The sequence below is a fragment of the Serratia sp. GW822-FHT06D09 genome (assembly GCF_058799515.1).
In genome coordinates, this window is sequence record NZ_JBXALO010000017.1 from 1 (window position 1) to 24,110 (window position 24,110).

24 protein-coding genes and 2 tRNA genes are annotated in these 24,110 nt (G+C 55.3%); 15 read left to right on the plus strand and 11 right to left on the minus strand.

Features of this window, described 5'->3' with window-relative positions; all coding sequences use genetic code 11:
* Position 1: 1 nt before the first annotated feature.
* Together AC1RKG_RS23870 and orn are read right to left on the minus strand one after the other, a co-directional pair.
* A tRNA-Gly gene (locus AC1RKG_RS23870) sits at positions 2-77 on the minus strand.
* Between the two features lie 204 nt (positions 78-281).
* Positions 282-827: an oligoribonuclease gene (gene orn, locus AC1RKG_RS23875; protein WP_020824899.1), complete on the minus strand. Its 546-nt coding sequence runs from the start codon at positions 825-827 to the stop codon at positions 282-284.
* Positions 828-1,010: 183 nt separating this feature from the next.
* Here orn and rsgA point away from each other — a divergent pair, with 183 nt between their 5' ends.
* The 3 genes from rsgA (at position 1,011) to mscM (ending at position 6,394) form a co-directional block, all read left to right on the plus strand.
* Positions 1,011-2,060, plus strand: a complete 1,050-nt coding sequence (gene rsgA / locus AC1RKG_RS23880; RefSeq protein ID WP_020824898.1) for a small ribosomal subunit biogenesis GTPase RsgA — start codon at positions 1,011-1,013, stop codon at positions 2,058-2,060.
* Between the two features lie 76 nt (positions 2,061-2,136).
* The gene (gene asd, locus AC1RKG_RS23885) at positions 2,137-3,033 is read left to right on the plus strand and encodes an archaetidylserine decarboxylase (RefSeq protein ID WP_493183798.1); all 897 of its coding nucleotides are present in this window, start codon (positions 2,137-2,139) and stop codon (positions 3,031-3,033) included.
* A 13-nt stretch (positions 3,034-3,046) separates the two neighbouring features.
* Positions 3,047-6,394, plus strand: coding sequence for a miniconductance mechanosensitive channel MscM (mscM, locus tag AC1RKG_RS23890; RefSeq protein WP_048762797.1), 3,348 nt, complete (start codon positions 3,047-3,049; stop codon positions 6,392-6,394).
* A 69-nt stretch (positions 6,395-6,463) separates the two neighbouring features.
* On the opposite strand, the gene epmA is transcribed toward mscM, so the two are convergent.
* On the minus strand, positions 6,464-7,441 hold the full coding sequence (gene epmA, locus AC1RKG_RS23895) for an elongation factor P--(R)-beta-lysine ligase (RefSeq protein ID WP_020824895.1): 978 nt from the start codon (positions 7,439-7,441) through the stop codon (positions 6,464-6,466).
* Positions 7,442-7,826: 385 nt separating this feature from the next.
* On the opposite strand from epmA, the gene frdA reads away from it, so the two are divergent.
* The 5 genes from frdA (at position 7,827) to blc (ending at position 11,751) form a co-directional block, all read left to right on the plus strand.
* Positions 7,827-9,623 (plus strand): fumarate reductase (quinol) flavoprotein subunit, encoded by a 1,797-nt coding sequence (gene frdA, locus AC1RKG_RS23900; protein ID WP_493183800.1) that lies wholly within the window; start codon positions 7,827-7,829, stop codon positions 9,621-9,623.
* On the plus strand, positions 9,616-10,350 hold the full coding sequence (locus tag AC1RKG_RS23905) for a succinate dehydrogenase/fumarate reductase iron-sulfur subunit (protein ID WP_020824893.1): 735 nt from the start codon (positions 9,616-9,618) through the stop codon (positions 10,348-10,350). Before frdA ends, AC1RKG_RS23905 begins: the two co-directional genes overlap by 8 nt.
* A 15-nt stretch (positions 10,351-10,365) precedes the next feature.
* The gene (gene frdC / locus AC1RKG_RS23910; RefSeq protein WP_020824892.1) at positions 10,366-10,758 is read left to right on the plus strand and encodes a fumarate reductase subunit FrdC; all 393 of its coding nucleotides are present in this window, start codon (positions 10,366-10,368) and stop codon (positions 10,756-10,758) included.
* A 12-nt stretch (positions 10,759-10,770) separates the two neighbouring features.
* Complete coding sequence (gene frdD, locus AC1RKG_RS23915; RefSeq protein WP_493183801.1) at positions 10,771-11,130, plus strand: fumarate reductase subunit FrdD; 360 nt, start codon at positions 10,771-10,773, stop codon at positions 11,128-11,130.
* Positions 11,131-11,217: 87 nt separating this feature from the next.
* On the plus strand, positions 11,218-11,751 hold the full coding sequence (gene blc, locus AC1RKG_RS23920) for an outer membrane lipoprotein Blc (RefSeq protein WP_493183802.1): 534 nt from the start codon (positions 11,218-11,220) through the stop codon (positions 11,749-11,751).
* Here blc and sugE read toward each other — a convergent pair.
* From sugE to efp, 4 genes are all read right to left on the minus strand, one after another.
* A complete protein-coding gene (gene sugE, locus AC1RKG_RS23925; protein WP_020824889.1) occupies positions 11,745-12,062 on the minus strand; it encodes a quaternary ammonium compound efflux SMR transporter SugE in 318 nt (105 codons plus the stop codon). The two genes, blc and sugE, sit on opposite strands and share 7 nt — an antisense overlap.
* 215 nt (positions 12,063-12,277) lie before the next feature.
* Complete coding sequence (locus tag AC1RKG_RS23930; protein WP_020824888.1) at positions 12,278-12,409, minus strand: entericidin A/B family lipoprotein; 132 nt, start codon at positions 12,407-12,409, stop codon at positions 12,278-12,280.
* Positions 12,410-12,531: 122 nt separating this feature from the next.
* A complete protein-coding gene (locus AC1RKG_RS23935) occupies positions 12,532-12,660 on the minus strand; it encodes an entericidin A/B family lipoprotein (RefSeq protein WP_232103375.1) in 129 nt (42 codons plus the stop codon).
* A 71-nt stretch (positions 12,661-12,731) separates the two neighbouring features.
* Complete coding sequence (gene efp / locus AC1RKG_RS23940) at positions 12,732-13,298, minus strand: elongation factor P (protein ID WP_020824887.1); 567 nt, start codon at positions 13,296-13,298, stop codon at positions 12,732-12,734.
* 42 nt (positions 13,299-13,340) lie between these two features.
* Here efp and epmB point away from each other — a divergent pair, with 42 nt between their 5' ends.
* Positions 13,341-14,369, plus strand: a complete 1,029-nt coding sequence (epmB, locus tag AC1RKG_RS23945; protein WP_493183803.1) for an EF-P beta-lysylation protein EpmB — start codon at positions 13,341-13,343, stop codon at positions 14,367-14,369.
* A gap of 83 nt (positions 14,370-14,452) precedes the next feature.
* Here the strand turns inward: epmB and AC1RKG_RS23950 are convergent, their stop codons facing one another.
* The 4 genes from AC1RKG_RS23950 to AC1RKG_RS23965 all read right to left on the minus strand — a co-directional run bounded on the left by AC1RKG_RS23950 (position 14,453) and on the right by AC1RKG_RS23965 (position 17,697).
* Positions 14,453-14,797 carry a DUF4156 domain-containing protein gene (locus AC1RKG_RS23950; RefSeq protein ID WP_493183804.1) on the minus strand — a complete coding sequence of 115 codons (345 nt, stop codon included), beginning with the start codon at positions 14,795-14,797 and terminating at the stop codon, positions 14,453-14,455.
* Positions 14,798-15,036: 239 nt separating this feature from the next.
* Entirely contained in the window at positions 15,037-16,683 is a 1,647-nt protein-coding gene (groL, locus tag AC1RKG_RS23955) for a chaperonin GroEL (RefSeq protein ID WP_020824884.1), read from the minus strand.
* 44 nt (positions 16,684-16,727) lie between these two features.
* The gene (locus AC1RKG_RS23960) at positions 16,728-17,021 is read right to left on the minus strand and encodes a co-chaperone GroES (protein ID WP_004952634.1); all 294 of its coding nucleotides are present in this window, start codon (positions 17,019-17,021) and stop codon (positions 16,728-16,730) included.
* 184 nt (positions 17,022-17,205) lie between these two features.
* The gene (locus AC1RKG_RS23965; RefSeq protein ID WP_020824883.1) at positions 17,206-17,697 is read right to left on the minus strand and encodes an FxsA family protein; all 492 of its coding nucleotides are present in this window, start codon (positions 17,695-17,697) and stop codon (positions 17,206-17,208) included.
* A 345-nt stretch (positions 17,698-18,042) separates the two neighbouring features.
* Here AC1RKG_RS23965 and aspA point away from each other — a divergent pair, with 345 nt between their 5' ends.
* The 6 genes from aspA (at position 18,043) to AC1RKG_RS23995 (ending at position 23,891) form a co-directional block, all read left to right on the plus strand.
* Positions 18,043-19,479 carry an aspartate ammonia-lyase gene (gene aspA / locus AC1RKG_RS23970; protein WP_020824881.1) on the plus strand — a complete coding sequence of 479 codons (1,437 nt, stop codon included), beginning with the start codon at positions 18,043-18,045 and terminating at the stop codon, positions 19,477-19,479.
* Between the two features lie 126 nt (positions 19,480-19,605).
* Entirely contained in the window at positions 19,606-20,907 is a 1,302-nt protein-coding gene (locus AC1RKG_RS23975; protein WP_044553921.1) for an anaerobic C4-dicarboxylate transporter, read from the plus strand.
* A 124-nt stretch (positions 20,908-21,031) separates the two neighbouring features.
* Positions 21,032-21,355, plus strand: a complete 324-nt coding sequence (gene cutA / locus AC1RKG_RS23980; protein ID WP_020824880.1) for a divalent cation tolerance protein CutA — start codon at positions 21,032-21,034, stop codon at positions 21,353-21,355.
* Positions 21,331-23,040: a protein-disulfide reductase DsbD gene (locus tag AC1RKG_RS23985; RefSeq protein WP_493183805.1), complete on the plus strand. Its 1,710-nt coding sequence runs from the start codon at positions 21,331-21,333 to the stop codon at positions 23,038-23,040. Before cutA ends, AC1RKG_RS23985 begins: the two co-directional genes overlap by 25 nt.
* 40 nt (positions 23,041-23,080) lie before the next feature.
* Positions 23,081-23,656 (plus strand): division control transcriptional repressor DicD, encoded by a 576-nt coding sequence (gene dicD / locus AC1RKG_RS23990; RefSeq protein WP_020824878.1) that lies wholly within the window; start codon positions 23,081-23,083, stop codon positions 23,654-23,656.
* A 159-nt stretch (positions 23,657-23,815) separates the two neighbouring features.
* A tRNA-Phe gene (locus AC1RKG_RS23995) sits at positions 23,816-23,891 on the plus strand.
* The last annotated feature ends 219 nt before the right edge of the window (positions 23,892-24,110 follow it).

Sequence of the window (24,110 nt, forward strand, 5' to 3'; positions counted from 1 at the left end):
TTGGAGCGGGAAACGAGACTCGAACTCGCGACCCCGACCTTGGCAAGGTCGTGCTCTACCAACTGAGCTATTCCCGCCCGGCGTATCGATGTCGGAACTAAACGAAATTCTTCATCGGTACGGGGTGCGCATTATACGAGAAATCCTTTTTGCCGCAAGCCCCTGAAAGCAAAAAAACGCGATTTTTGTTTGATTGCCGATTAAAGCGCCAAACTGATTAATTAAGCGGCGGAATCGGCTGCTTTCGGCAGTAGGGCCCCGATCAAGAGGCCCTGCATTCGTTATAACTGGATGAAATGCTCGCGGTAATAGGCCAGTTCACCTACCGACTCGCGAATGTCGTCCATTGCCTGGTGGGTGCCCTGCTTCTTGAAGCCACTGAGGATTTCCGGCTTCCAACGGCGCGCCAATTCTTTCAGCGTACTGACGTCCAGATAACGGTAATGGAAGTAGGCTTCCAGTTCGGGCATATAGCGGAACAGGAAACGGCGGTCCTGACCCACGCTGTTGCCGCAGATCGGCGATTTGCCCGCCGGCACCCACTGCTGCAGGAAGGCGATGGTGGCCAGCTCAGCGGCATGGTCGTCAAACTGGCTGGCTTTCACCCGCTCCACCAGGCCGCTGCCGGTATGGGTGCGCACGTTCCAGTCATCCATCAGGGCAAGCTGTTCATCGGATTGGTGTACGGCGATCACCGGCCCTTCCGCGAGAATGTTCAGATTGGCGTCGGTGACCAGCGTAGCGATCTCGATAATGCGATCGCGTTCAGGATCCAACCCGGTCATCTCCAGATCGATCCAAATCAGGTTATTTTCGTTTCCTGTCATGATATTTCCTGCGTAAAAGCCAAAAGATAAACAAACTGTAGGCAAGGCGGCGACCGGCGCTGGCCGTTCAGCGGCCAAGGTGCGCTGCGCGTGGCGGCTAACAACGGTTATTTAATATAAAATAGCGTGTATCATAGTCCTTTTGGTCGCCATGAGCGATAAAGCGGATTCAAGTGAGGCGCAGTGAGCAAGAACAAACTGTCCAAAGGTCAAGAACGCCGTGTACAGGCGAACCATCAACGTCGCCTGAAACGCACCGATAAAAAACCGGAACTGGATGATTCCCAACTGGGCGAGCCGCAGGACGGTATCGTCATCAGCCGTTTCGGGATGCATGCCGACGTTGAGGCAGCGGACGGCACCCAACACCGCTGCAATATTCGCCGTACGCTGCGTTCGCTGGTCACCGGCGATCGCGTAGTGTGGCGCCCTGGCGTCGGTACCCATGAAGGGGTCAAAGGCATTGTCGAGGCCGTGCATGAACGCACCTCGGTGCTGACACGCCCAGATTTCTATGACGGCGTGAAACCTATCGCCGCCAATATCAACCAAATCGTTATCGTTTCGGCGATATTACCCGAGCTTTCGCTGAACATCATCGACCGCTATCTGGTGGCCTGTGAAACGCTGGAAGTTGAACCGCTGATCGTACTGAACAAGATCGATCTGTTGGATGCCGAAGCGCGCAAACGGGTCGACGGCATGATGGATACCTATCGCAAGATTGGTTATCGGGTGCTGGAAGTCTCCAGCCAGACGCGCGAAGGCATGGAAGCGTTCGAACAGGCGCTGGTCGGCCGCATCAGTATTTTCGCCGGGCAGTCGGGGGTCGGCAAGTCCAGCCTGCTTAACGCTCTGCTGCCAGCCTCCAAAGAGCAAATTCTGGTAAATCAGGTTTCCGATGTCTCTGGGCTCGGGCAACATACCACCACCGCTGCACGGCTGTATCATTTCCAGCACGGCGGCGACGTGATCGACTCCCCAGGCGTACGTGAGTTTGGCCTGTGGCACCTGGAACCGGAACAAATCACCCAAGGTTTTGTCGAATTCCGTAACTATTTAGGCGGTTGCAAGTTCCGTGATTGCCGCCACGATACCGATCCAGGCTGTGCTATCCGTGCCGCAATGGAAAAAGGCGATATCGCCAAAGAACGTTTCGACAACTATCACCGTATTCTGGAAAGCATGGCGCAAGTGAAGGTTCGCAAGAACTTCACCGATGCCGCAGACTGATAATGCCGGGCGGCGTTGACGGTGGCAGAGCCAGCGTTACAATGCGCGCCCTTTACCCTGATTCAAGAGGTTAAACGTGCTGGATAGCATCAAAATTAAATTGCAGTACTGGTTACCGAAGCTGGCTCTGACCCGCCTGGCGGGCTGGGGTGCGGACAAGCAGGCCGGTTGGTTGACCCAATTGGTTCTGAAGGGCTTTGCCCGTTATTACCGCGTAAACATGCAAGAGTCGCAACATCCAGAGCTGAGCGCCTACGCCAGCTTCAACGAATTCTTTGTACGCCCGCTGCGTGACGGCGCCCGCCCGATCATCAGCGACGCCAACTGGCTGGCCCTGCCCGCAGACGGTGCCATCAGCCAGCTCGGCCAGATCCACGACGACCAAATTTTCCAGGCCAAAGGCCACAACTACAGCCTGGAAGCGCTGTTGGCCGGCAACTATGTGCTGGCAGAGCCGTTCCGTAACGGTCTGTTCGCCACCACCTACCTGGCTCCGCGGGATTATCACCGCGTACATATGCCGTGCAACGGCGTGCTGCGCGAAATGATTTATGTGCCGGGTGACCTGTTCTCCGTTAACCCATTGACCGCGGCCAACGTGCCAAACCTGTTCGCGCGCAATGAGCGTGTGATCTGCGTGTTTGATACCGCTGTCGGGCCAATGGTGCAGATCCTGGTGGGCGCCACCATCGTCGGCAGCATCGAAACCGTCTGGGCCGGCAAGGTAACCCCGCCACGCGAAGGCATTATCAAACGCTGGACCTATCCTGAAGAAGGTGCGGAAGGCGCTATCGTGCTGGAGAAAGGCGAAGAAATGGGCCGCTTCAAGCTGGGTTCGACGGTCATTAACCTGTTTACCCCAGGCAGCGTACAGTTCGCGCCGCAGTTGAACAACGGCACCGTGACCCGCATGGGCGAAGCCTTCGCAGAAATCCCGGCCGCGTCTGCTGCCGTTGAAACACCGCAGATCTGAAGGAATTGACGCTGTGCGCCTGATTATCACGTTATTGCTCGGTTGCTTACTGGCTCAACCGGTGCTGGCCGCCACGGTGCCCACCGAAACACAGCTCAAACAGGAGCTGAAGCAGGCCGAGAGCAACAAGAGCGCGCCTAATCAGGCGGAAACCACTGAGGCGTTGCAAAGCGCCCTCAACTGGCTGTCGGAGCGTAAAGAGTCGCTAACGCGCGTTGAGCAGTATCAGCGCGTGATCGACGATTTCCCGAAGATGACGCAGGAACTGCGTCGTCAGTTAGCGCTGGAAGACAGCAAAATCCTGCCGAACGGCGATAACCTGCCGGCCAGCGATTTGGAACAGCAAATCCTGCAAACCAGCAGCCTGCTGCTGGAACAGGCGCGTTTGCTGCAGCAAGAGCAGGAGCGCACGCGGGAAATCAGCGATTCCCTCGGCCAATTGCCACAGCAACAGACCGACGCTCGCCGTGCATTGACCGAGGTTCAACGTCGCCTGCAGGCACAACCCGCCAACCCGACCACTCCGCATGCTCAGGCTGCGCTGGCGTTATTGCAGGCGGAAGCCGCTGCACGCAAAGCCAAAGTCGATGAGCTCGAACTGGCACAGCTGTCGGCCAACAACCGCCAGGAACTGGCGCGGATGCGCGCCGAAGTCTACAAAAAGCGCCACGAGAAGATTGACGTTCAACTGCAGGCGCTGCGCAATAACCTCAATGCCCAGCGACAGCGCGAAGCCGAACTGGCACTGGAAAAAACCGAGCAGTTGGCCGAGCAAAATGGCGATCTGCCGAAAAGTATCAGTCAGCAGTTGCAAATCAACCGTGAACTGTCTGCGGCGCTGAACAATCAGGCCCAGCGCATGGATCTGATTTCGTCCCAACAACGTCAGGCCGCCGCGCAAACGCTGCAGGTGCGCCAGGCATTAAGCACCATTATCGAACAGGCCCAGTGGCTCGGCTCCTCATCGGCGCTGGGAGAAACCCTGCGTGCTCAGGTCGCCACGCTGCCGGAAATGCCCAAGCCGCAGCAGCTCGATGGCGATATGGCCCAACTGCGCGTACAGCGCCTGCAGTTTGAAAGCCAACTGGAAAAACTGTCTCAGCGCGAATTCAAACGTGACGACGGCAGTGAACTGACCAGCGCGGAAAGACGCATTGTCGACGCCCAGTTGCGCACTCAGAGGGAACTGCTGAATTCACTGCTGTCCGGGTGCGATACTCAGATCCTCGAGCTGACCAAGCTGAAAGTGGCCAACACCCAGTTGATCGAGGCGTTAAACGAAATCAAGGACGCCACCCACCGCTATCTGTTCTGGGTGCCTGACGTCAATCCTATCACCCTGTCCTATCCGATTAACGTCGCGCACGATCTGACACGTCTGCTGTCGCTGGATACGCTGTCACAGCTCGGTGGGGCCTTTATGATGATGGTGACCAGCCGCGAAACGCTGATCCCCATCTTCGGCGCCCTGCTGCTGGTTATTTTCAGCATCAGCTCTCGCAAGCACTACCACGCCTTCCTGACACGCGCCAGCAGCCGGGTTGGCAAAGTGACCCAGGACGAATTCTTCCTGACCCTGCGCACCGTATTCTGGTCGATTTTGGTGGCACTGCCGCTGCCGGTGCTCTGGGCAGCGCTCGGTTTTGGCCTGCAAAGCGCCTGGAACTACCCGGTAGCCGAAGCGATCGGCAAGGGTGTCACCGCCACGCTGCCGATCCTGTGGGTATGTATGATTTGCGCCGCCTTCGCCCACCCACAGGGGTTGTTTATCGTGCATTTCCGCTGGCCGGTGAAGCAGGTTTCACGCGCCATGCGCTATTACAAAATGTCGATCTGGCTGATAGTGCCGCTGATCATGGCGTTGATCACCTTCGACAGCCTGAAAGAACGCGAGTTTGCCAATACCCTGGGGCGGCTGTGCTTTATCCTGCTGTGTCTGGCTTTGGCCATCGTCACCAATAGCCTGAAACGCGCCGGCATCCCGCTGTATCTGGATAAAAAAGGCTCCGGCGACAACATGGTCAACACCGCGCTGTGGGGGCTATTGCTGTCCGCGCCGCTGCTGGCGGCGCTGGCCTCCGCCGTCGGCTATCTGACCACCTCTCAGGCACTGTTGGCGCGGTTGGAAACGTCGGTGGCCATCTGGTTCTTCCTGCTGGTGATTTACCACATTATTCGCCGCTGGATGCTGATCCAACGGCGACGTATCGCCTTTGACCGCGCCAAGCAACGCCGGGCCGATATTCTGGCTCAGCGTGCGCGCGGTGAAGAAGAAACACCGCATACGCCCAACAGCACCGAAGGATCGATGGATATGGATGATTCAGAAATCGATCTGGATACCATCAGCGCCCAGTCGCTCCGGTTGGTTCGTTCGATCCTGACGATGATCGCGCTGGTGTCGGTGATCGTGCTGTGGTCAGAAATTCACTCGGCCTTCGCCTTCCTGGAAAACATCTCCCTGTGGGACGTGACGTCGACGGTCAACGGCGTGGAAACCGCGCATCCAATCACCTTGGGTGCGGTATTGATCGCCATCCTGGTGCTGATCGTTACCATGCAGTTGGTGCGTAACCTGCCGGCCCTGCTGGAGCTGGCGGTACTGCAGCACCTGGATCTGTCGCCGGGCACCGGCTACGCCATCACCACTATTACCAAGTATCTGTTGTTGTTGTTCGGCGCCATCCTCAGCTTTTCCTGGATCGGTATCGAATGGTCGAAATTGCAGTGGGTAGTGACCGCGCTCAGCGTGGGGTTGGGCTTTGGTATGCAGGAGATCTTCTCCAACTTTATCTCCGGCCTGATCATCCTGTTTGAAAAACCGATCCGCATTGGTGATACCGTGACGATCCGCAACCTGACCGGTACCGTCACCAAGATCAACACCCGCGCCACCACCATTTCGGACTGGGATCGCAAAGAGATCATCGTGCCGAACAAGGCGTTTATCACCGAGCAGTTCATTAACTGGTCGCTGTCGGACAACCTGACTCGTGTGGTACTGACCGTACCGGCACCGGCAGAAGCCAACAGCGAAGAAGTGACCAAAATCCTGACCAATGCCGCCGAACGCTGTTCGCTGGTGCTGGATAATCCGGCACCGGAGGTTTATCTGGTCGATCTGCAGCAGGGTATCCAGATCTTTGAACTGCGTATTTACGCCGCCGAGATGGGCCACCGCATGCCGTTGCGCCATGAGATCCATCAGTTGATCTTGTCCGGCTATCGCGAGCACGGCATTACGCTGCCGTACCCACCATTCCAGGTTCGCAGCGAGACGCTGTCCCGCCTGACCAGCAACGGTCGCACGCCGGCCTCCACACCGGCGCCCAACACCAAACGCGAATCGGGCAGTTTGTAACCGCCGAATGCAAAAAGGGTTCGGCCATGGCCGAACCCTTTTTTTATCGCAATGGCGCTGAATTAGCGGTTATGCGCGCCCGACCGGGAAGGCCAACACTTCACTCAGGCTTTCAGCGCCCAACGCCAGCATCACCAGCCGATCAACGCCTAGCGCCACACCGGAACACTCCGGCATACCGTGCTGCAGCGCATCCAGCAGGTTGTTATCAATCGGGTGCTGCGGCAAACCGCGTTCCGCTCGCTTGCGGTTGTCCTGATCAAAACGCTGACGCTGCTCGCGGCTGTCGGTCAGTTCACGGAAGCCATTCGCCAGTTCAATACCTTTGAAATAGACTTCGAAACGCTCCGCCACGCGGTGATCTTCAGTGCTGATCTCCGCCAGCGACGCCTGGCTGGCCGGGAAGTGATAAACGAACGCCGGTTTATCACGGCCGATGTACGGCTCCACGCCAACGGTAAACAACAATTGCAGCAGCGTATCGCGATCCTCTTCGGTATCGGCAATGTTGCTCAGATCGAGTTTGGCCGCCGCTTCACGCAGTTGTACCTTCTCCGCTGACAGCGGATCGATATCCAGATGGCGCAGGAAAGCCTGCTGATAAGACAGGGTCTCCGCACTCTCGCAGTCCAGTACCTGCTGCAGCAGATCATCCACCTCGTTCATCAGCCGGTACATGTCGTAGTGCGGACGGTACCACTCCAGCATGGTGAATTCAGGGTTGTGATGACGACCGGCCTCTTCGTTGCGGAAACTGCGCCCCATCTGATAGATCGGCCCGCTGCCCGCCGCCAGCAGACGTTTCATGTGGTATTCCGGGCTGGTCATCATGTACAGCGTCATGCCATCCGCCGCACCGGGCCCGACAAAACGCGTCTGGAACGGGAACAGGTGAATATCGGTGACCGTCGCCTGGCTCATGGTTGGCGTCTCAACTTCCAGCACGCCACGATCGGCGAAGAAACGCCGGATCTCAGTCAGGATCGCTGCGCGTTTCAACAAATTGGCGATGGGTGCACTTGGCTGCCAGCTTGCCGTTTCGCTCATGGTAATTACTCCGAAATCAAACAGGGGATGCAGTCTACTCGTATCCTGGCATGCAAACAAATTCTTAACAGCCCGGCCGCTTTAACCTCGACATTACCTGATAAATAGTTGGCAAAAAGGTTAATAAAAGTTGAATAAACGTTAAATCGAACCCACAGGCAATTATCCTTCCGCCCGCCGGTTAAAAGGCAAAACAATCGATCACATCAAATTTCTTCTACTTAACTTTAGGTATAGTTAATTCCACATTATTGGTGGGAGATATCTATCCTTAAGCTTTATGCAACGACAATGAACTCAGTTAGTTAGCACCCGAAGAATATTTATAAATATTAAGCATAGATATTTAATTTGCCGTTCTTAACAAGAATATTGGAGGAATGCAGTGCAAACCTTTAACGCCGATCTTGCCATTATTGGGGCCGGGGGTGCTGGTTTACGTGCAGCAATAGCCGCAGCGGAAGCCAACCCCCAACTGAAAATCGCGCTCATCTCAAAAGTCTACCCGATGCGCAGCCATACGGTAGCCGCCGAAGGGGGATCCGCCGCCGTCACTCAGGATCACGACTCTTTTGACTACCACTTCAACGACACCGTTGCCGGTGGCGACTGGTTGTGTGAGCAAGACGTGGTCGACCATTTCGTCCACAACTGCCCGCGGGAAATGACCCAGTTGGAACAGTGGGGCTGCCCGTGGAGCCGTAAACCGGACGGTTCGGTCAACGTGCGTCGCTTCGGCGGCATGAAGATTGAACGAACCTGGTTCGCCGCCGACAAGACCGGCTTCCACATGCTGCATACCCTGTTCCAGACCTCGCTCAAATACCCGCAAATCCAACGTTTCGACGAGCACTTTGTGCTGGATATTCTGGTGGATGACGGTCAGGTCCGTGGTTTGGTCGCAATGAACATGATGGAAGGCACCCGCGTGCAGATCCGCGCCAATGCGGTGATCATGGCCACCGGCGGTGCCGGACGCGTGTACCGCTACAACACCAATGGCGGCATCGTCACCGGTGATGGCATGGGCATGGCGTTCCATCATGGCATCCCACTGCGCGATATGGAGTTCGTCCAATATCACCCTACCGGCCTGCCGGGTTCCGGCATCCTGATGACCGAAGGTTGCCGCGGCGAAGGCGGTATTCTGGTGAATAAAGACGGCTACCGTTATTTGCAGGACTACGGCATGGGCCCGGAAACCCCGCTGGGCGAGCCGAAGAACAAATACATGGAGCTGGGCCCGCGCGATAAAGTTTCGCAGGCCTTCTGGCACGAATGGCGTGCCGGTCGCACCATCGCCACCCCGCGCGGCGACGTGGTCTATCTCGACCTGCGCCATCTGGGGGAAAAGAAGCTGCTCGAACGCCTGCCGTTCATCTGTGAACTGGCCAAGGCCTACGTCGGCGTCGACCCGGTAAAAGACCCCATCCCGGTACGCCCAACGGCGCATTACACCATGGGCGGCATTGAAACCGATCAAAACTGCGAAACCCGCATCAAGGGGCTGTTTGCCGTCGGCGAATGCTCTTCCGTCGGTCTGCACGGTGCCAACCGCCTGGGATCCAACTCGCTGGCGGAACTGGTGGTGTTCGGCCGGGTGGCCGGTGAGCATGCAGCTCGTCGCGCGCTGGAATCTGGCCCGGCCAATGGCAGTGCCCTTGATGCGCAAGGGCGCGACGTCGAAACCCGACTCAGCAATTTGATGAAGCAGGAAGGCAGCGAAAACTGGTCGAAGATCCGCGATGAAATGGGGCTGTCGATGGAAGAAGGCTGCGGTATCTACCGTACGCCAGAACTGATGCAAAAAACCATCGATAAACTGGCTGAGCTGAAAGAACGCTTCAAGCGCGTCAAAATCACCGATAACTCCAGCGTGTTCAATACCGATCTGCTGTACACCATCGAGCTGGGCTACGGCCTGGACGTCGCCGAATGCATGGCGCACTCCGCCTTTAACCGTAAAGAATCCCGCGGTGCCCACCAGCGTCTGGATGAAGGCTGCACCGAACGTGACGACGTGAATTTCCTGAAGCATACGCTGGCGTTCCATAACCCTAACGGCGCACCACGCCTGGAATACAGCGACGTGAAGATCACCAAACTGCCACCGGCCAAACGTGTGTACGGCGCTGAAGCCGAAGCGCAGGACAAAAAGGATAAGGAGCAGGCAAATGGCTGAGATGAACACCCTGAAAATCGAGGTCATGCGCTATAACCCGGAATGCGACGCAGAGCCACATTTCGAGACCTTCGCGGTGCCTTACGATGAACAAACCTCGCTGCTCGACGCGCTGGGTTACATCAAGGATAACCTGGCGCCCGATCTTTCCTACCGCTGGTCATGCCGCATGGCTATCTGCGGTTCGTGCGGCATGATGGTCAACCGGGTACCGAAACTGGCCTGCAAGACCTTCCTGCGCGAATACACCGACGGCATGAAGGTAGAGGCACTGGGTAACTTCCCGATTGAACGCGATCTGGTAGTCGATATGACCCACTTTATCGAAAGCCTGGAGGCGATTAAGCCTTACATCATCGGCAATAACCGCAAACCGGAAGACGGCCCTAACGTGCAAACACCGGCGCAGATGGCCAAGTACCACCAGTTCTCCGGCTGTATCAACTGCGGGCTGTGTTACGCCGCTTGCCCGCAGTTCGGTTTGAACCCAGAGTTCATCGGCCCGGCGGCAATCACCCTGGCGCACCGCTACAACCTGGATAATCGCGACCACGGCCAGAAACAGCGCATGGCGCAACTCAACGGCCAAAACGGCGTGTGGAGCTGTACCTTTGTCGGCTACTGCTCTGAAGTGTGTCCGAAGCACGTCGACCCGGCCGCTGCTATCCAGCAGGGCAAGGTGGAAAGTGCCAAAGACTTCATGATCGCCATGCTGAAGCCGCAATAAGGGAGAGAAACCGCAATGACAACACAACGTAAGCCCTATGTGCGCACCATGACGCCAACCTGGTGGCAAAAGCTCGGCTTCTATCGTTTCTATATGCTGCGTGAAGGGACCTCGGTGCCGGCCGTGTGGTTCAGCATCGTGCTGATCTACGGCGTTTTTGCGCTGAAAGGCGGTGCTGAGAGCTGGGCAGGGTTCGTCGGTTTTCTGCAAAACCCGCTGGTGCTGCTGATTAACGTAGTCGCCCTGCTGGCGGCGCTGCTGCACACCAAAACCTGGTTCGATTTGGCACCGAAAGCCGCCAATATCGTGGTCAACAGCGAAAAAATGGGGCCAGGGCCTATCGTCAAAGCGCTGTGGGCGGTAACGCTGGTCGCCAGCGTGGTCATCCTGGCCGTGGCCCTGCTGTAATCCGGAGGAAACATGATAAATCAAGCACCTAAACGCTCAGACGAACCGGTTTTCTGGGGATTATTCGGCGCCGGCGGCATGTGGGGCGCGATCATCGCGCCCGCTATCGTGCTGCTGGTCGGCATTCTGCTGCCGCTGGATTGGTTCCCTGGCGATGCGCTGGGCTATGATCGCGTGTTGGCTTTCTGCCAGAGCCTGATTGGCCGGCTGTTCCTGCTGCTGATGATTATCCTGCCGCTGTGGTGCGGTCTGCACCGTATACACCATGCGATGCACGATTTGAAAATCCACGTGCCGGCCGGTAAATGGGTCTTCTATGGCCTGGCGGCCATCCTCAGCGTCGTCACCGTTATCGGCGTGGTGACGCTGTAAAACACTTCTGGCGGCCAACTCCCGTTGGCCGTCTGCTTTGCCTTTCGGCTACACTGTTTATTCCAACCCGGTAAACAGGAGTAACCAATGCGTTTTCGGTCAAAGCTATGCGCGATCATTCCCGCCTTCCTTTCCGCCGCTTGCAGCGTTTCCCCGCCGAAGAACATCAAAGTAGTGAATGATTTCGACAGCCAGCGCTATCTCGGCATCTGGTATGAAATCGCGCGTTTTGATCACCGTTTTGAACGCGGCCTCGAACAGGTCACCGCCAACTACAGCCCACGCGAAGACGGCGGCCTCAAAGTGGTGAACCGGGGTTTTAATACGCAAAAACAACAATGGCAGGAAAGCACGGGCAAGGCCTATTTTACCGGCTCACCGCAGGTAGCCGCACTCAAGGTGTCCTTTTTTGGGCCTTTCTACGGTGGGTATAACGTGATTGAGTTGGATGCAGATTATCGCTACGCGCTGGTTTGCGGCCCAAACCGAGGGTATTTGTGGATACTGTCGCGCACGCCGACGCTGGACGCCGCCACGCGCGACAGATTAGTGCAAACCGCGAAACACAACGGCTTTGATACGGATAAGCTAATCTGGGTGAAACAAACGCAGCATCAGTGACTGCTGAACTTCAACCCAAGTATGCCGACAACAATCAGGCACAGGCTGAGGATGCGCGCGATATTGGTTGATTCACCAAGTAACACCATCCCCATAATTGCCGCGCCTACCGCACCAATGCCTGTCCAAACGGCATAAGCCGTGCCGGCGGGCAGCGTTTTCATCGCATGTGCCAACAGCAGCATGCTGACCACCATGGCGGCAACAGTAATAATGCTGGGGGTCAAACGAGTAAAACCATGGGTGTATTTCAGGCCAACAGCCCATACGACTTCCAACAAACCGGCAATAAGCAGAATAATCCAAGCCATGAAACAGGCTCCATAACGGTGGGGTCGTCCCCGAATGCAGATGCGTAAACGGGTCGTCCCATTTAGCGTTGTGATATGCCAGGGGATTATACCCACTGCCGGGGAGGATAACAGTACAAAGCTTTCGGCAGGAGATAGGTCAACAGGGGAAGCGGTATCCCACAACGATGCCTTTGGGCAGCTTTTCGCGGAATACCGCAAGTCAGTAAAGGGAGTTATTCCGCGCTACGCTGGATAGCCTTGCCGCCAGCCTGGATGTCCTCGCCCACGCCCTGAGTGGTGTTGCATGCGGTCAATGAGGTCAAGATCATCAAAGAGAAAATCGCGATAATACTTTTCTTCAGCATAGGAAAGTCCTTATTTGTCAGTGATGAAAAAGTACGGCTTTCTAAGCGTAGTAAATATTAGCGAGAGTTGCTGTTTAAAATGGTTTTATTTCGCACGATTACATTAGAGGCTTTAATGGTTATTAGCTGGCAGTACGCGAAATAGCGCCGCCGAGGTGCTGAACGTCCTCACCGAAACCACGGAAAGTATTACAGCCGCTAAGGGACATCAGTAACAGTAGGGAGACAACGGCTAACAGAGTTTTTTTCATTATGTAGATTCTGCCAACGAGATACGGAAGGTAAAACAAAGGAGCCGCGCAGGGCTCCTTTCTTTTGAAACTTATTTTACGCGTGAGACGTATTCGCCAGAGCGGGTGTCAACGCGAACAACTTCACCAATCTGTACGAACAATGGAACCTTAACCACGGCGCCTGTGCTCAGGGTGGCAGGCTTGCCGCCGGTACCGGCAGTATCACCTTTCAGACCTGGATCGGTGTCAGTGATTTCTGCTTCGATAAAGTTCGGTGGCTGAACCGCGATTGGACGACCGTCCCACAGGGTAACGATACATTCTGCGTTGTCTTGCAGCCATTTTGCCGCGTCAGAAACGGTTTTTTCTTCAACACCGTGTTGCTCGAAAGTCTCAGGGTGCATGAAGTGGTAGAACTCACCGTCGTTGTACAGGTAGTTCATGTTGGTATCTACCACGTCCGCGCCTTCGCAAGAGTCGGTAGATTTGAAGGTTTTCTCAACGCGAGTGCCGGTCAGCAGACGACGCATTTTAACGCGCGCAAATGCCTGGCCTTTGCCCGGTTTAACGAACTCACTGGATTCGATAGCGTAAGGTTCGCCCTCGAACATGATTTTAAGACCCGGACGGAAATCGTTGCTAGAATAAGTCGCCATGATGGCCCTCTGAATATTTAAACTGGTAGCTTAGCCAAAAAAATGGCACACATTATAACCCAAAGTACGGCATATAGAGAAGATTGGTTGCATCAACTCGCCGATGTTATTACCGATCCCGATGAATTACTGCAGCTTTTGTCACTGAATACGCATCCGGACCTGCCGCAGGGCCGTGAAGCCCGTCGGCTGTTTGCATTGCGCGTACCCCGCGCCTTCGCCGCACGCATGCGTCCCGGCGACGCCAATGACCCGCTATTGCGTCAGGTTCTGACCGCCAGCGAAGAATTCATCAATGCACCCGGCTTCACGACCGATCCGCTGGACGAACAGCGTAGCGTGGTGCCAGGCCTGCTGCACAAATACCGTAATCGTGCTTTGCTGTTGGTTAAAGGCGGCTGTGCGGTTAACTGCCGCTACTGCTTCCGTCGCCATTTTCCGTATCAGGACAACCAGGGCAATAAAGCCAACTGGCGTCAGGCGTTGGATTATATCCGCCAACACCAGGAACTGGATGAGATTATTTTCTCCGGTGGCGATCCGCTGATGGCCAAAGATCACGAGCTGGACTGGCTGATCGGGGAACTGGAAGCCATTGAGCACGTAAAACGCCTGCGCATCCACACCCGTTTGCCAGTGGTGATCCCGGCACGTATCACGCCAGAACTGTGCCGCAGGCTGTCGGCCTCACGCCTGCAGGTGCTGATGGTCACGCACATCAATCATGCCAATGAGATTGACCGTGAACTGCAGGGAGCCATGGCGCAACTGCGTCTGGCCGGCGTCACCCTGCTGAACCAAAGTGTGTTGCTGCGCGGCATCAACGACAACGCCGACACGTTGGCGGCGCTGAGCAATGCGCTGTTTGACGCCGGTATCCTGCCCTATTACATCCACGTGCTGGATAAGGTACAGGGCGCGGCGCACTTTATGGTCAGTGACGACGAAGCGCGCGCCATTATGCAGGCGCTGCTGAGCAAGGTTTCCGGATATATGGTGCCGCGTCTGACCCGTGAAGTCGGCGGCAAGCCAAGCAAAACGCCGCTCGACCTGCGCCTGATGCAAGATTGACTGACCGACGGAATGACAAAAACAAAAGAGGCATGCCTGGGCATGCCTCTTTTTTATGCTATGACGTACGCATTAATCTTGCGTTACGGGCACTTATAAACCTGGCCGGCCATTTTGCTGTCCAGCGGGGCAAAGCTTGAAAGCAGGTTCTGGCTTGGGCTGGTAGCACCATAAATCACGTTGCCGCCCATTGCCGCTGCCTTGTTGCGCAGATCGTTTGCCGCGCCGCGCATGGAGCTGCCTTCACCACCGTTACCGGACAACCAGTTGCTCTGGGTGCCAGTCACTTCGCCCACCAGCTGGCATTCTGCCACCGGTTTGGTATCGGTAAATTTAACCTGCTGACCTGCGGCGGAAAGTTCATTGGTGCTGCTGCAACCTGCCAGCAGCAAGGCTGCCGAAAGACCCAGTAAGGCTTTAATCCGCATCTTGTTCCCCATCTATATTGAGAGTTTCGCAAAAGCTTATCAGAAAGCGTTGCTATCTCTTAAGCATCCGTTGCCACTGGTGCTGGCCAACGTCTTGAGCGACAGCTGATGAAAGATCAGTTTACCAGCTAAATCAGCCCGGTCTGCATAAATATCATCAAAAGCAGTGAGACAAAGCACGCAAAAAAAAGCCCCGACCAATTGGCCGGGGCTTTTGCACACGCGAACGTGGGGGATGATTACATCATGCCGCCCATGCCGCCCATGCCACCCATACCGCCAGCGCCACCTAAATCAGGTGCGTCGCTTTTTGGCAGGTCGGTCACCATGCACTCGGTGGTGATCATCAGGCCAGCCACAGAAGCCGCGTACTGCAGAGCAGAACGGGTTACTTTGGTTGGATCCAGGATACCCATCGCGATCATGTCGCCGTATTCTTCGGTGTAAGCGTTGTAGCCGTAGCTGCCTTCGCCTGCTTTCACGTTGTTGGCAATCACGGAAGCTTCTTCACCGGCGTTGATTACGATCTGACGCAGTGGAGATTCCATCGCGCGCAGAGCAACCTTGATACCGACGTTCTGGTCTTCGTTGTCGCCTTTCAGGTTAGCGATTTTGCTTGCTACGCGGATCAGTGCAACACCACCGCCGGCAACCACGCCTTCTTCAACCGCAGCACGGGTCGCGTGCAGGGCATCTTCAACGCGGGCTTTCTTCTCTTTCATTTCAACTTCAGTTGCTGCGCCCACTTTGATAACGGCAACGCCGCCAGCCAGTTTAGCGACACGCTCCTGCAGTTTTTCACGATCGTAGTCAGAGGTCGCTTCTTCGATCTGCTGACGGATCTGGGTAACGCGGCCTTGGATAGTCGCTTCGTCGCCCACGCCATCGATGATGATGGTGGTGTCTTTGTTGATCACAACGCGCTTAGCCTGGCCCAGGTCTTCCAGGGTCGCTTTTTCCAGCTCCAGACCAATCTCTTCAGAGATAACGGTACCGGCAGTCAGGGTAGCGATGTCCTGCAGCATGGCTTTACGACGGTCGCCGAAACCAGGTGCTTTAACCGCAGCCACTTTCACGATGCCGCGCATGGTGTTAACCACCAGAGTAGCCAGCGCTTCGCCTTCAACATCTTCAGCAATGATCAGCAGTGGTTTGCCGGCTTTCGCTACGGCTTCCAGTACTGGCAGCATTTCACGGATGTTGGAGATTTTCTTGTCAGCCAGCAGGATGAACGGGCTTTCCAGTTCGATAGAACCGGTTTCTGGCTTGTTGATGAAGTATGGAGACAGGTAACCGCGGTCGAACTGCATACCTTCAACAACGTCCAGCTCGTCTTGCAGGCCAGTGCCTTCTTCAACGGTGATAACGCCTTCTTTGCCCACTTTCTCCATCGCTTCTGCAATCAGTTTACCCACGGTTTCGTCGGAGTTTGCAGAGATGGTGCCTACCTGAGCGATAGCTTTAGAGTCAGAGCAAGGTACGGATAATTTTTTAAGCTCTTCAACAGCGGCGATAACCGCTTTGTCGATACCGCGCTTCAGATCCATTGGGTTCATGCCGGCAGCCACAGCTTTCAGGCCTTCGGTGATGATGGATTGAGCCAGTACGGTTGCAGTGGTGGTACCGTCGCCCGCAGCGTCGTTCGCTTTAGAGGCAACTTCTTTCACCATTTGCGCGCCCATGTTTTCAAACTTGTCTTCCAGTTCGATTTCACGAGCAACAGATACGCCATCTTTAGTGATGGTAGGAGCGCCGAAGGACTTATCCAGCACTACGTTACGGCCTTTCGGGCCCAGGGTCACTTTTACTGCATCAGCGAGAACATTCACACCGCGGAGCATTTTCACGCGAGCGTCATTGCCGAATTTTACGTCTTTAGCTGCCATTGGTATTTCCCTTCAACTCGTTCAGTTCAGAAGATAAAGCGCACTTACGCTTCAACAATTGCCAGAATGTCGCTTTCGGACATGATCAACACTTCTTCATTGTCGATCTTCTCTGCTTTCACGCCGTAACCGTCGTTGAAAATCACGATATCGCCAACTTTCACATCCAGCGGCTGGATGTTGCCGCTTTCCAGAACACGCCCTTTACCCACTGCGACAACTTCGCCACGAGTAGATTTACCCGCTGCAGAGCCAGTCAGGACGATGCCGCCAGCAGATTTTGATTCAACTTCTTTGCGCTTGACGATAACGCGGTCATGCAATGGACGAATACTCATTGAACGCTCTCCTGTAAGAAGGTCTCTATCAGATTTAGGGTTGTCACCGGATTGTGAATACCGGCTTGTGGGATTTGAAATGGGGGCATTCCATCCCCCTTCAAGGGGGCGGCCAAAAAAATTTTCGCTTTTGATGGCAATACTGAGCTACTGATGCGAAAAACGCGGCCTGGGCCGCGTTTTTTCAACGATCGTTGCGTTTGTCATGATCGTCGGGCTGATGATCCAGCGTATAGCGATCGTCGTTTTTACGCTGGAACTCGCCGTCGAAGGTGTTGCCGTTGGCAGCATTACCGCCCTGGCTCCAACCGCCGGGGCGGTAAACGGAAAGATGCGGCATCAGTTTCAACGTCAGCGATTTTTGCACCGGAGGCAGTAACAACAACAGGCCGAGGAAATCGGTAAAGAATCCCGGCACCAGCAGCAAGAAGCCCGCTAATACCAGTGAAACACTTTTCACCATTTCCGACGCAGGGCTTTCACCTGCTGCCAGCTTTTGTTGCATCTGCATGAAGGTCTTCATGCCCTGGTTGCGCACCAGCGAAATGCCGACGCAGGAGGTGAACACCACCAGCAACAGGGTAATCGCCACGCCCAATACGGCGGCGACTTTAATAAATAGGGATATCTCTATGTAAGCCAACAGAAATATCAGCAGTAACGGTAACCAGCGCACCTGGTTCTCCTCTGGTAGATCTGCGCAACCGCACGTTGGCGACGGCGCGAAAAGGGGGCCGGTAAACGGCCGACCTAAATACAATGGGGTCTGCCGGCGTGCATTTCAACCAAAGGCCCTTTTTTATTGCTAAAGTTAATAAACGTGAAAGGGATCACAGAACCAGAAACAGGCAATTTAAGAAGGCTCAGAAGGTGATCTGGATTCAGTCATTTATTACTAACCAGCATATGATCTGGGCAGCAACGGGCACAGTGGTTAATCGTTTCATGCCTGAAGCCTTCGGCAACATAATTTGGTTCCCTGACAATTAATTAATTCGGCAGCAATACAAAGAAGGTTCACATGTCAAATAACATTCGTATCGAAGAAGACCTGTTAGGAACACGTGAAGTCCCCGCAGAAGCCTATTACGGTGTTCACACTCTGCGTGCGATTGAAAACTTTTATATCAGCAACAGCAAAATCAGCGATGTGCCCGAGTTTGTTCGCGGCATGGTAATGGTAAAAAAAGCCGCAGCGATGGCGAACAAAGAACTCAAAACCATTCCACGTAAAATCGCTGATGTCATCATCCAGGCCTGTGACGAAGTGCTGGATAAAGGCAAATGCATGGACCAGTTCCCGGTGGATGTGTTCCAGGGCGGCGCGGGCACTTCATTGAACATGAACACCAACGAAGTGCTGGCGAATATTGGTCTGGAGCTGATGGGCCACCAGAAAGGCGAATACCAATACCTGAACCCTAACGATCATCTCAACAAGTGCCAGTCTACCAACGACGCCTACCCAACCGGTTTCCGCATTGCGGTTTACGCCTCCAATCAGAAGCTTATCGACGCCATCAACCAGCTGCGCGAAGGGTTTGACCGCAAGGCAAAAGAGTTTGAAACCATCCTGAAAATGGGGCGCACCCAGTTGCAGGATGCGGTGCCAATGACGCTGGGCCAGGAATTCCATGCGTTCAGCGTGTTGCTGAAAGAAGAAACCCGCAACCTGCATCGCACCGCCGAGCTGCTGCTGGAAGTGAACCTGGGTGCGACAGCAATCGGGACGGCGCTGAACACCCCGGAAGGCTACCCGCAACTGGCGGTTCAAAAATTGGCAGAGGTCAGCAACCTGCCTGTCGTGCCGGCCGAAGACTTGATAGAAGCCACCTCCGACTGCGGCGCCTACGTAATGGTGCACAGTGCGCTGAAACGCCTCGCAGTTAAACTGTCTAAAATTTGCAACGACCTACGCCTGCTGTCTTCAGGCCCACGCGCCGGTCTGAACGAAATTAACCTGCCGGAACTGCAAGCGGGCTCATCCATCATGCCGGCCAAGGTCAACCCGGTCGTACCGGAAGTGGTCAATCAGGTATGTTTCAAGGTGATTGGCAACGACACTTGCGTTACCATGGCGGCCGAAGCGGGCCAACTGCAGTTGAACGTCATGGAGCCGGTGATTGGCCAGGCGATGTTCGAGTCCATTCACATCCTGACCAACGCCTGCTATAACCTGCTGGAAAAATGCATTAACGGCATCACCGCGAATAAAGAAGTGTGCGAGCACTACGTCTTCAATTCTATCGGTATCGTCACCTATCTGAACCCGTTCATTGGCCACCACAACGGTGACATCGTCGGGAAGATCTGCGCCGAAACCGGCAAGAGCGTACGTGAAGTCGTGCTGGAACGCGGTCTGCTGACCGAAGCCGAGCTGGATGACATCTTCTCCGTGGAGAACCTGATGCACCCGGCCTATAAAGCCAAACGCTATACGGATGAAAATGAACAATAACAGACACACCCGGTAGCCCAAAAAGGCACGCTAAATCCCCCTGGATAGCGTGCCTTTTTACTTTCCATCGCCCACAAAATTTTAACTTTTCGTTTTCAAAAAAACTTATTTTAAGGAGTAGACACTATGTTAGCCGTAGAATTGGTTATCGTTCTGCTGGCCATTTTTTTAGGGGCCAGGCTGGGCGGTATCGGGATTGGATTTGCAGGCGGGCTGGGGGTTTTGGTCCTGGCGTTGATTGGCGTGAAACCGGGCAGTATTCCGTTCGACGTCATTTCCATCATCATGGCAGTGATTGCTGCGATCTCGGCGATGCAGGTCGCTGGCGGTATGGACTATCTGGTGCAGCAAACGGAAAAACTGCTGCGCAAGAACCCCAAGCACATCACCATTCTGGCACCGATCGTCACCTATTTTCTGACTATCTTCGCCGGTACCGGCAACATTTCGCTTTCCGCGCTCCCGGTGATCGCTGAAGTCGCGAAAGAACAGGGCATCAAGCCTTGCCGTCCGCTCTCTACCGCCGTGGTATCCGCACAGATCGCCATCACCGCCTCGCCAATTTCTGCCGCGGTGGTGTACATGTCTTCAGTGATGGAAGGGCACGGCGTCAGCTATCTGCACCTGCTGATGGTCGTGATGCCGTCTACCTTCTGCGCCGTACTGGTGATGTCGCTGCTGGTAAGCTGGCTGTTCGACTCCAAATTGTCGGACGATCCGGTTTACCTGAAGCGCCTGGAAGAAGGTTTGGTGACCCTGCGCGGCAACAAGATCATGGAAATCAAACCCCGCGCCAAAGTGTCGGTGCTGCTGTTCCTGCTCGGCGTGCTGTGCGTAGTGGCTTACGCCATCATCAACAGCCCGGGCTTGGGTCTGGTGGCCAAACCGCTGATGAACACCACCAACGCCATTCTGATCATCATGCTTAGCGTCGCTACCCTGACCACCCTGCTGTGCCGCGTCGATACCGATATGGTGCTTAATTCCAGCACCTTTAAGGCCGGCATGAGCGCCTGTATCTGTATTCTGGGGGTAGCCTGGTTGGGTGATACCTTTGTTCAAGCCAACATTGACTGGATCAAAGAGACTGCTGGCACGGTGATTCAATCGCATCCGTGGCTATTGGCCGTGATTTTCTTCTTCTGCTCGGCGCTGCTGTATTCTCAGGCCGCCACCGCCAAGGCGCTGATGCCGATGGCGCTGGCGTTGAACGTATCGCCATTGACCGCAGTGGCTTCCTTCGCCGCCGTTTCCGGCCTGTTTATCCTGCCAACCTACCCAACGCTGGTCGCCGCGGTACAAATGGATGATACCGGCACCACCCGCATCGGGCGTTTTGTGTTTAACCACCCGTTCTTTATCCCCGGCACCATCGGCGTGATATTGGCGGTGCTGTTTGGCTTCCTGCTGGGCAGCGTGATGCTGTAATGCTTCACCCCGGGGCTGCGGCCCCGGTTTCCCCTCTCCTGCCCCACTGGCGATAAACTCGCCTTCTAGCTGACCGCCCTTCAAGGTATAGTGCCCACTGATAATCTGGATGAGAGGGCTGAAGATGTCTGATTGCGAAGCTGTCGTCATACTCTGCACCGCACCCGATGAGGCCACGGCACAAGACCTGGCGGCCCGGGTTCTGGGGGAAAAGCTGGCGGCCTGCGCCACGCTGTTACCCGGCGCAACGTCGTTATATTACTGGGAAGGGAAACTGGAACAGGAATATGAAGTGCAGATGCTGTTCAAAAGCGATTGCCACCATCAAGATGCCCTGCTCAGCTACCTGAAACAACATCACCCCTACCAGACGCCAGAACTGTTGGTGTTGCCGGTGATGGCCGGAGATAAAGACTACCTGTTATGGATCAACGCCTCATTAAACTGATTTTTCTGCTTTGCAGCCTGTTCTTTCTGCCGCAGGCGGCCCAGGCTTCGCTGTTCGGCCAAAACGGCGGTAGCCAGTTCGTGCCTGTCGATCAGGCCTTCGCCTTTGATTTCAAACAGCAAGGCAATCAGCTGTCGCTGGACTGGCAAATTCGTCCCGGTTATTACCTCTATCGCCAGCAGATCAAACTGGTGCCAAAGCAGGCCACGCTGGGCGCCGTTGAACTGCCCGCCGGGCTGAGCCACAAAGACGAATTTTTCGGCGAGGTCGCCATTTTCAAGCAACAGCTGAATCTGAAGATTCCGCTGCAACAAGCAACGGCAGATGCCAGCCTGAGCGTGACCTACCAGGGCTGCGCGGAAGCCGGTTTCTGCTACCCACCGGAAACGCGCGTGATCCCGTTGAATGCCGTGAGCGCCTCCGCCGCTCCGGTACTCCCTACTGCGGCAGAGCCGGTACCGGCTCCCAATGATCTGCCGTTTTCACCGCTGTGGGCATTGCTGATCGGTATCGGTATCGCTTTCACCCCCTGCGTTTTGCCGATGTATCCTCTGATTTCCGGCATCATTCTGGGCCGTGAAAAACCGCATAGCAGCGGTCGAATTTTGGCGTTGGCTGTGGTTTACGTGCAGGGTATGGCGCTGACCTATACCTTGCTGGGTTTGGTGGTCGCTGCCGCCGGGCTGCAGTTTCAAGCGGCACTACAACATCCGTACGTGTTGATCGGCCTCTCAGTGCTGTTTATCGCCTTGGCATTGTCGATGTTTGGCCTCTATTCATTGCAATTACCGGCATCGCTGCAAACGCGTTTAGCGGGCTGGAGCAATACCCAAAAAGGAGGCTCGCTGCCCGGCGTGTTCCTGATGGGGGCTCTGGCTGGATTGATCTGTTCCCCTTGTACCACCGCACCACTCAGCGCGATCCTGCTCTACATTGCCCAGAGCGGTAATATGTGGGCCGGCGGCGGTACCTTGTACCTTTACGCATTAGGCATGGGGATCCCGCTGGTGCTCGTCACCCTGTTCGGTAACCGCCTGCTGCCGCGCAGCGGCCCATGGATGCAGTATGTCAAAGAGGCTTTCGGCTTTGTGATCCTCGCCCTGCCGGTATTTCTGCTGGAGCGTGTAATCGGCGATCTGTGGGGGCTGCGGCTGTGGAGCCTGCTGGGTCTGGCGTTCTTCGGCTGGGCATTTGCCCTTAGCCTGAAAACCTCCCGCGGCTGGGCCCGTGTTTTACAGATGCTATTACTGGCAGCGGCGGTGATTGCTGCACGGCCGTTGCAAGACTGGGCTTTTGGCGTTAACAGCACTCAGCAGGCAGCACCACATCTGAACTTTACGCAGATCAGTAATGTGAAGCAGCTCAACCTGGCGCTGCAGCAGGCACAGGGTAAACCGGTGATGCTGGATCTGTATGCCGATTGGTGCGTCGCCTGCAAAGAGTTCGAAAAGTATACCTTTAGTGATGCGGCCGTTCAGGCTAAGCTGACCAATGCCGTGCTGCTGCAGGCGGATGTGACCGCCAACAATGCCGAACAGGCAGCGCTGCTCAAGCACTTGAAAGTCCTGGGTTTGCCGACAATTCTATTTTTTAACGGTGCAGGACAAGAGTTGACGGCCCTGCGGGTGACTGGATTTATGGATGCTCCAACGTTCAACGCGCATTTGCAGAAAGTAGTGCAATAAATAACACTGAAGTTCAGAACCGAATTTGGAGGGAGCACAAGTGCAACGCGAACAAGTTCTTGATACGGCACTGGGGCTGTTGGAACAACAGGGCCTGGCAACCACCACATTAGAAATGCTGGCAGAAAAACTCGACGTACAGCCGAGCGATCTTAAACGCTTCTGGCCGGATCGCGAAGCGCTGCTGTATGACTGCCTGCGCTATCACGGCCAGCAAATTGACACCTGGCGTCGTCAGTTGCTGCTGGACGAAGCCCTGAGCCCACAGCAAAAATTGCTGGCACGCTACGACGTGCTGGCAGAGTACGTACAACACGATCGCTATCCCGGCTGCCTGTTTATTGCCGCCTGTAGCTTCTTCCCGGAGGTGGATCACCCTATCCACCAGCTGGCCGAGCAGCAGAAGCTGACTTCGCTGGAACTGACCCGTGACCTGCTGCGAGAAATGGACGCCGACGATGCGGATATGGTGGCGCAGCAGATGGAACTGATCCAAGAGGGCTGCCTCAGCAAACTGCTGATAAAACGTCAGCTCCAGGACGTATCCGTTGCCAAGCGCTTGGCGGAAGACATCTTGCAGGTCGCTCAGTGCCGCAGAAATGGCGCATTAAGCTGAATGACACCGTGGCGGCGAGCGCAACCACGGTACTTTACGCCCATCTCGCGCTTTTTTTGCTCCCTTTGACTGAAAAGCCAGCAACCGGACGCGTTTTGCCTTATTTCGTTCACAAAGCCGTTGACTGACTTCGGCCAATACGGTTTAATGCTGCGCGTTGCCCGGATAGCTCAGTCGGTAGAGCAGGGGATTGAAAATCCCCGTGTCCTTGGTTCGATTCCGAGTCCGGGCACCATATTTAGAGAACCCAGCCAATGGCTGGGTTTTTGCTTTTCTGGAGTGAGACTCTTCATCGAACAAGTTCGATTATTCGGCCAGAGGCCTCACCCTGCGGGCCAACGCTAAAGCGTTGTTCAATCCGGCGCAAGCGCCGGTTGTCCGAGTCCGGGCACCATATTTAGAGAACCCAGCCAATGGCTGGGTTTTTGCTTTTCTGGAGTGAGACTCTTCATCG